Origin of the sequence: Nocardia terrae (genome assembly GCF_009760405.1) — a bacterium.
Classification (GTDB): Bacteria; Actinomycetota; Actinomycetes; order Mycobacteriales; family Mycobacteriaceae; genus Nocardia; species Nocardia terrae.
This window is the reverse complement of sequence record NZ_WRPP01000003.1, coordinates 394338-402000: the sequence shown is the minus strand read 5'-3', so window position 1 is coordinate 402000 and position 7663 is coordinate 394338. Positions and strand designations below refer to the sequence as shown.

Below are 7663 nucleotides of genomic sequence, written 5' to 3'. Positions count from 1 at the left end.
GGGACATGCGGCACGGCTATCCCAGTGACGACGAGTTGCGGGCGAATTTCGAAGAGGTGCTCGGACACGTCCTGGAAGGTCGCGGCGTCCACACCGCCACCGGTCTCGACGACGACACCGAGGACGCCCTGTGGGCGATCGCCGAGGCCTACCCGAACGCCGCCCCCGAACTGATCGCAGTGGCCCGCCGGGCCCTCGAGGGCCAGCTCGACGGCAGCAATGCCGAGCGCTGGCGCGAGCAGATGGACAACTGGTTCGACGAACGCGAGGACCGCAAGGCCGCGCGCGAGCAGGGGTCCACGGAGCAGGGCTGACGGAGAAGAGCGCGTGACCACCCCCACCGGGAACAACGAGAACCACACCGGCGCGACGGCCGCCGGGATCGCCGATCCGGTCGAAACCCTCAGCGTGCCCGAGGATTCCGATCCGGACATCGGATTCAGCGCCGACCCGGACATCGGTTTCAGCCTGACCCCGCCGGTCATCGACATTCCGCAGCGCGCCCGCGGCCTGGCGCACCGCATCGCGCAGGGGCTCCAGGAACTCGGCCCGCCGGGCTGGGTCCGGGTGGACGCCGCCTTCGCGCTCACCGTGACCGGTCAGCGCTCCCGGGTCGTCTTCTCCGACGAGCAGGACCGGCAGGCCACGGTGACGCCGTCCGCCGAGATCCTCGCCCAGGTCGCCGAACACCGTCGGCTCTCGGCCGATCTCGGCGATCCCTGGTGGCGGCTGGAATTGCGGCTGACCGCGTCCGGTGAGCTGAACGTCGATCACGACTACGGCGACGAGCCGTTCCCGGCCGACCAGCTGTTCGGCCCGGCGGACTACCTTGCCGACTTGCGGACCTACCCGCGCGACGACCTCCCCATGTGGCTGGCCGCCTATCTGCGCCACGACGACCGCCAGTCCCGAGATCCCCGACAGGCCGCCGTGGCCGCGCGCGCCGATCGCGAATCCGGTTACCTTCCCGTGGTTTCCGAGGGTGATTTCCCGAGTCTGCCGCTGCTGTGGTCGCGTTGGGCCGCCATCTCCGCCGCCTTCGTGGCGATCGGCTCCGAATGGGGTCCTCGCCTGCTGCCGTCCTTCGGCTGGTTCGAGGGCTCAAAGCGCTCGGGCTCCTCGCTCTACCTGCTGCCCGGTGGCCGCGCGGTGCTGTCCGGAGGTGTCTGGAACGCACCGGAATTGGCGGCCGCCTACAACGGCCGCGCGGCCCTGCCGCAGCTCTACGCGGGCGCGCCGGAATGGGTCGCCAACCCGGTGCTGAATACCCGGGCGGTCGGCGGCATGCTCACCTTCTGCTACTGGTGGGAGCGCGGCCGCTGGTATCGCGGCGAGTCCCCGGCCGCCGCCGACGTGGCCGCCGCGGTGCCCGGTATCTGGACGGCCGCCACCGTCACCGACGTGATCGCGGGCCTGGTCGCCGAGGCCCCGACTCCCGAACAGCGTTCCGCGGTAGCCGAATTGGTGGCCGCCGCAGAACGTCACGATGTCACGCACGGCGCACTGGCCGCGGTCTTCGGCGCCGACGCGAACCTGGACGCGGCGCATTACGCCCTGACTCTCGCCGGTGTGGCCCGCCTCGGCCCGGAGCCGCTGCCCGAGGCCGACGCCCTGGAGGCCGTCCGTCACCATGTCCGGGCGGCGGGCGAGGAGAGTCCCGCCTACCCGTTGGATCGGCTTCGCGCCGAACGGCTTTCGGTCGGATGGATGGTCTACGTGCCGACCGATCCGGACGAGCTGGTGATCGACCGCGCCCTCCATTACGTCGCCGACGACGGCGTGGTGGAGCGGACCACCTCGAGCATGCCCGCGTCCGTCTACCTGCCGGGGCTGGAACATCGGTTCCGCCAACGACATTCGCAGTGAAACCGGCCGGACGAGTGTGGCATCGGTGTCGGCGGCCAGTAATCTCTGAGTGGTCGGTCGAGTTAGGAGCGGTACATGGGTGACGGTGGCGACGTATACAACCCTTGGCTCGGGCCCCTGCACAACGCGCACCTGAAAAGCGACCGGTTGCAGCTCGATCCGGGCTCGGCCGAAGCCGGCGCCAAGTTCGCCGCCGAGGCCATCAGCGCGCTCAACGCGGCCAAGGGCTATACCTATCTGTTGGATCAGTATTCGGGTTTCAGCGATAACGGTGTTCTGCAGTCGGCGCTGAATCTCGAGGATCGGTTCGCCAAGGAGGGCGGCCGGGTCGGCAAGATCATCGACGACTACATCACCATCCTGAACACCATGGGCGACACCTTCGTCGCCGCGGGCAAGTCCTATCGGCAGACCGACGATCAGTCGAAGTCGGATTTCGCCGTCATCCAGAACCAGGCGAACATCGACATGCACTGGGACGGAATCCCGTTGGACGGTACGACGCAGCTGGACAGCGGGACGGGATGGGACTCGGGGACTCCGACGCCCTCGGACGCCAACGGCATGGGCGATATGGCGAAGGTCGCGCAGGAGAAGTCGGGTCGCTACACCGACGCGATCGGCTCCGAGGATCCGAGCCACCACGACGGCAAGTGGTTCTACGACGTAGGTCAGGGCATCAACCCGACTCCGATCGCCAACCGCAGCGCTCTGTGGAAATGGATCGCGCAGGTGATCGGCAACTCGTTCGAGACCCTGTCGGGTTGTGTCAAACGGCTGGAGTCCGACGGCCATTGGACGGGCGAGGGCATCAAGGGCGCGATCACGGCGTGTCAGGTGACCGAGGCCCAGGCCAGACAGTTCTCCACCGACCTGTTCGCCGTCGCCGAGAACCTCCTCTACACCGCCACCTGGCTGAACCAGACCAAGGCGGGCATGCCGACGATGTGGTCGAACGATTACGCGGGGACCTCGACCGAGGCGTACATCATCAGGACCGGCACCGCCGCCTTCACCGCGTGGTACATCCCGGGGATCGCCAACTCCTCCACCACGGTTCCGATTCTGGTGGATCCGACCGATCCGCCGAAGACGGACAACTCCGGGTCCCCGCGCGACGATTACACCGGAACCGGACCTGGAACGAAGTACGGCGGCCCGCACGGCCGCGTCTCGCCGAGCGGTGGCGGTGGCGGTGGTGGCGGCGTCGGTGACCCGAGCGCCAAGCACCCGGGTGGCAAGACCGATCCCAAGGGCGACCATCCGGCCAAGGACGATCCGAAGAACAAGGACCACAAGGACCCGGGCGGCAAGGACGCCAAGGATCACAATGGCAAGGACGGCAAGGATACCGGCGGCAAGGATCCCGGCGGCAAGACCGACCCGACCGGCAAGAACCCGGACGGCAAGAACCCGACCGGCACCTCGCCGGACGGCTCGAATCCCAGTGGCACGAATTCGAATTCGTCCGGTTCGAGTTCGGGTCAGTCCGCGCTCTCGGGGCTGCAGAGCGCGCTGAGCTCGCTCACCGGTTCGCAGAGCACCGAGCAGAAGAAGACGGCGCAGGACCTGAAGGATCAGCTCAAGGATTCCCCGCTGACCAACCTGCTCGACGACCTCAAGAAGCCGCTGGGCGGTTCCCCCGGTGGCGGCGGCCCCGGCGGTTCCCCGGCGCTCAAGCCGGTGGAACCGGCCAAGGCCCAGCTGTTCCCGCGCGCCGCGATCGCGGATGCGTTGGAGGGGACCAGCACCGGCATCGCCCGCGCGGGTGTCGCGGCCGGTCCCGCCACCTCCGGCGGCATGGGCGGTGGCGGCATGGGCGGCATGGGTCACGGCGGCGGCGCGCACGGCGCCGGCGGCAAGGATCACAAGCGCCCGGACTTCCTGGATTCCAACGAGCACCTGGACGAGGCCATGGGCCAGGCGCCGATCGTGGCGAAGCCCGTGGTGGAGGGCTGAATTAGTGCTTCGGACCTGGAAATTCACCGATCTCGAGTTGCTGTCGCTGTGGCAGGATCTGGGTGAGGACTTCCTGCCGTACCCGCTGACCTTCGCCAGTCGCACCGAGTGGTGGAACGACCATCAGCGGAACATGGCCCGTACTCGCGAGGGCCTGCGGGCCCGTGAGGACGATTACGCGGAGGTGCTGCGGGCGGTGCTCATGCCGGAGCTGCGGGTCGAGGTGGACGGCTGGGACGGTCGGGACCGGCTCGCCGCGTCCGCCCGCATACGCATGCTGGGTGTCCGTTCGGGCGACGCCGGGTACCTGCTGGTGCAGCACCCGGGCGAAACCTACCGGCACGGCAGCGGTTTCACGCTCTCGGAGTTCTATGCCGAAGAGCTGGCCGAGCGGGTGGTGGCGGCGTTGCCGGACACCCCGGCGGGCCGGGACTTCCCGGGCGCGCAGGGCGGCGATATGGTGCTTGCCGAAACCGAGGACACCGCCGACACCGACTACGACTTCGGGATGTCGCCCGCGCACGAGACCCTGGAGGGCACGGTGGTCACCCGCGCCGCCGACTTCCTGGCGGCCCCCGCACCGAGCATGGGCGCCATCGATGTGGTGCAGGGCCGTTCGCGTTTCGGGCCGCGCGGCATCGCCCGTTACCGTCTGGAGTGGCGCGACCTCGAGGAGGACGGCCGCTACGTGGTTACCGGCGACCATCCCCCGGTCGCGGCCGCCGCCGACCGCCGCCGCTTGGTGACGACGCTGGACGCCCATATCGCCGAGGTGATGCAGGTGATGGCAGATGAGTGAGGAGAGCGGCGTGCCGGCACAGTCCGCGGATTTCCCGTCCGAGTTCACGCTGTCCTCGCGAACCGGCTCGATCGTGGTGACGACCACGGAACAGGGCCTGCCCCGGGCGATCTCGGTGGAACGTGACCGGCTCCGCGAGGATCCGCAGCTGCTGGCCGCGGAGATCCTGCGCCTGTGCCGCCAGTCGGCGGCCCGCGCCGGGATCGAGCGGCGAGCCCAATTGAAGGCCGCGGGTCTCGCCCCGGAGTTGTTGGCGCTGACGGGTCTGCCGACCGCCGAGGATGTGACGCGTCAAGAGTATGTCGACGAACAGGAGTACGAGACCGAACCCGACAGCTGGTTGCGCCCGATTTGAGCCGATGGCGTATGGGCGCTGAAATATACAGTGCGGCAACCGATCCGCCACGTCATCGATAACCTGGGGAATACCCTACGTTCACCGGCTGGTTGGTGAGTTCGTGAACTCTTCGCTATGCCTGCTGAATATCCGCTCTGTATAGTTCAATTCGAAATGATCTTCCTGATGGGAGTCTCATGAGCAACCTCGTTGCCACACCGGACGCGATTCGCGCTTACGGGGACGCGTCCGCCGCCATGGCGGGGACCATCGCCGGTGCCGCTGCCGTCGACCAGGCCGCGACGGTCGCCGGGCTGGTCCCGGTCTTCGGCCTGATCGGTCAGGACTTCCTGCTGAGTTACGCGGGCGCGCAGGGCAATCACCTGTCCTCGGTGGCCGAGCTGGCCGCCGTGCACGCGGGCACCGCCGTCACCGCCTACGAGGCGGCGGCGGACTACGAGGCCACGGACGCGGACTCCGGCGTCGATTTCCTGTCGCTCTCGCGGGACCTGTGAGGCGGGACCGGTGAGTACGCCCCTCGAGGGCTCGAGCGGGGCCGTCCAAGGCACTCCGCCGGCGGCGAGCGGCCAGTCGGTGGCGGATGTCCTGCGCGACACCAACTTCGCGCCCCTGCTGGACAGTCCGGTCGGCGATGTATTGCAGACGCTGGGCCTGCCCGCGCTGCCGCAGTTGCCCGCCATGCCCCCACTGCCGGACATGCCGCCGCTACCCACCCTGGATCTGACCGCGCTCACCAAGCCGCTCACCGACCTGGCCTCATCCTTCGGTACCGGACAGCTCCAGGGCGTGGACGCCTCGCAGGTGCTCTCGGGCGTCTCGAGCGCGCTGCAGCAGATCATGTCGATCGCCCAGTCGGTCATGTCGCTGGCCAATTCGAACCAGTGGCAGGGTTCCGGCGCGACCGGCGCGGGTGAGAAGGGTGTCGAGGCCCAGGGCAACGCGGCCGAGCTCGGAGCTCAGAACGTGCACCAGAAGACGGTCATGGCCGGTGCGGCGACCTCGGTGGCCACCGGCGCGGCCACGATGTCGGCGATCATCACCAAGTTCGTCACCGGTGTCACGCTGGCCGCGCCGTTCATCGCCACCCCGCCCGGTCAGGCATTCCTGTTGTCGCTGGCCACCGAGACCGGTGCGGAGGCGACCGCGACGGTGGCGAAGACGCGCACCGAGATGGCGGTGCACAGCGCCAATATGACCACCGCCGGAGAAAAGGTGAAGGTCACCAATGCGCCGAAGGGCGTGGACGCAATGTCGCAGGTGTCGCAGCTGTTGGGTCTGATCTCGCCGCTGAGCAGCGCCGCGAGCACCGGGGCGCAGCAGCTGCAGCAGTTGCAGTCGATCAGCCAGGCCACGGATGTGGAACCGACGCCGACCACCGAACCGGCTGCCACACCGCTGAATTCGGGTGCGCTCGGTGGCGGCCTCGCGCCGATGGGCGGACTCGGCACGCTGGGTGGCGGGGCCAAGACCCCGGCCCCGCTCAGCCAGGCCACCCCTCGCGCCATGAGCGCGACCACCACACCGGTCCCTGTGCCCGCGTCGATGCCGGGCACCGGTGCGGGCGGGGTGGGTGGCGGCATGGTCCCGCCGATGGGGGCCATGGGCGGCGCGGCCGCGCAGGCCGGTGACGCCGACGAAGAGGTGCGCACGAACATGGTCACCGCCGAACACGGCGACGAGGTCGTGGGCGAGCTGGGCTACACCGGCGTTCCGGTGGTCGGCGCGTTCGGCACCAACGGCCCGCGCCCGGCACAGTGATCGGCCGGCAGGCGCGGTGATCGACGACGACCGGGTGGAAACCGGGTCGTCGTATGTCGTGGTGACACGGTAAGATTCGCCCGGAAAGGGAGGGACGATGAGCGAATTCAACTTGGGCGGTGTGCGTTTCGACGCGGACACGGTGCTGGCCGCCGCCGCCGGCCTGGAGGCCATGGCGGATCGTCTGGAGGCCGCGGTGAGCGCGGACGCCCAGACTCTCGCGGTGCCCGCCGCCGGCTCCGACAAGGTCTCGCTGGCCGCCGCTGACACGCTCACCGCGGTCGGCGCGTCCTTCGTCGACCAGAGCGGGCTCGGCGTGGATGAACTGCGCAAACTGGCCGCGGTGGTCCGTGATCAGGCGAGCGCCTTCGGCCGCGTCGAGACCGCCAGCGCAGTGGACTTCACCAACCTCCTCTGAGCCCGAACGCCGTCCCTCGTCGCCGCTAGCGCGGGGGCACGGATGGGTTTTCGATGCGGGCGGGCATCGGATCGTCGGTCTCCGAGTCGGGTTCGAAGGGTGGGGTCGACCCGGCCAGGCTGAGGTAGCCGTTCACGCTCTGGGTGAGGGCGAAGTCGTACCCGTCGGGTGTGTGCGCGTACCCGCCGCGCGGGAATGCCTCCGGGTTGTAGTCGATCGACCATCCCTGTTCGCTCCAGGCCCGCAGCACGAGATCGAAGGACCGGTCCGAGGTCTCCGGGGTGGTGCCGAGCATCCAGTAGCGGATGTTCAGGAACTTCAGCGGGTTGTCGGGATCGCTGTCGTCCCAGGACATGTCGACGCCGCTGTGGAACGGCGCGGTCGGCAGGTCCGGATGGCGCAGTGTCAGTGCCAGTTCGACGGGCAGCACCCGCAGCGTCGCCTCGAAGTGCCGAAGCAATTGCGCGCGGGCGGCCGCCCGCGTGGTCGCCGTCGGCATTCCGTC

Annotated in this window: 9 protein-coding genes; 8 read left to right on the top strand and 1 reads right to left on the bottom strand. The window is 69.0% G+C overall.

Annotation, left to right across the window (positions count from 1 at the left end; translation table 11 throughout):
* The first annotated feature begins 5 nt into the window (after positions 1-5).
* The 8 genes from GPX89_RS17270 to GPX89_RS17235 all read left to right on the top strand — a co-directional run bounded on the left by GPX89_RS17270 (position 6) and on the right by GPX89_RS17235 (position 7158).
* On the top strand, positions 6-314 hold the full coding sequence (locus GPX89_RS17270; RefSeq protein ID WP_198347479.1) for a hypothetical protein: 309 nt from the start codon (positions 6-8) through the stop codon (positions 312-314).
* Between the two features lie 13 nt (positions 315-327).
* Positions 328-1866 (top strand): hypothetical protein, encoded by a 1539-nt coding sequence (locus GPX89_RS17265; protein WP_198347478.1) that lies wholly within the window; start codon positions 328-330, stop codon positions 1864-1866.
* A gap of 75 nt (positions 1867-1941) precedes the next feature.
* The gene (locus GPX89_RS17260) at positions 1942-3825 is read left to right on the top strand and encodes a hypothetical protein (RefSeq protein ID WP_157388579.1); all 1884 of its coding nucleotides are present in this window, start codon (positions 1942-1944) and stop codon (positions 3823-3825) included.
* A 4-nt stretch (positions 3826-3829) separates the two neighbouring features.
* Positions 3830-4624 carry an ESX secretion-associated protein EspG gene (locus tag GPX89_RS17255; protein WP_157388578.1) on the top strand — a complete coding sequence of 265 codons (795 nt, stop codon included), beginning with the start codon at positions 3830-3832 and terminating at the stop codon, positions 4622-4624.
* Positions 4617-4979: a hypothetical protein gene (locus GPX89_RS17250; RefSeq protein WP_157388577.1), complete on the top strand. Its 363-nt coding sequence runs from the start codon at positions 4617-4619 to the stop codon at positions 4977-4979. Before GPX89_RS17255 ends, GPX89_RS17250 begins: the two co-directional genes overlap by 8 nt.
* 179 nt (positions 4980-5158) lie before the next feature.
* Complete coding sequence (locus GPX89_RS17245; RefSeq protein ID WP_157388576.1) at positions 5159-5476, top strand: type VII secretion target; 318 nt, start codon at positions 5159-5161, stop codon at positions 5474-5476.
* A gap of 10 nt (positions 5477-5486) precedes the next feature.
* A complete protein-coding gene (locus tag GPX89_RS17240) occupies positions 5487-6740 on the top strand; it encodes a hypothetical protein (protein ID WP_157388575.1) in 1254 nt (417 codons plus the stop codon).
* Between the two features lie 97 nt (positions 6741-6837).
* Complete coding sequence (locus tag GPX89_RS17235; protein WP_157388574.1) at positions 6838-7158, top strand: PE domain-containing protein; 321 nt, start codon at positions 6838-6840, stop codon at positions 7156-7158.
* A 25-nt stretch (positions 7159-7183) separates the two neighbouring features.
* Here GPX89_RS17235 and GPX89_RS17230 read toward each other — a convergent pair whose 3' ends face one another.
* Positions 7184-7657, bottom strand: coding sequence for a hypothetical protein (locus GPX89_RS17230; protein WP_157388573.1), 474 nt, complete (start codon positions 7655-7657; stop codon positions 7184-7186).
* Positions 7658-7663: the final 6 nt, after the last annotated feature.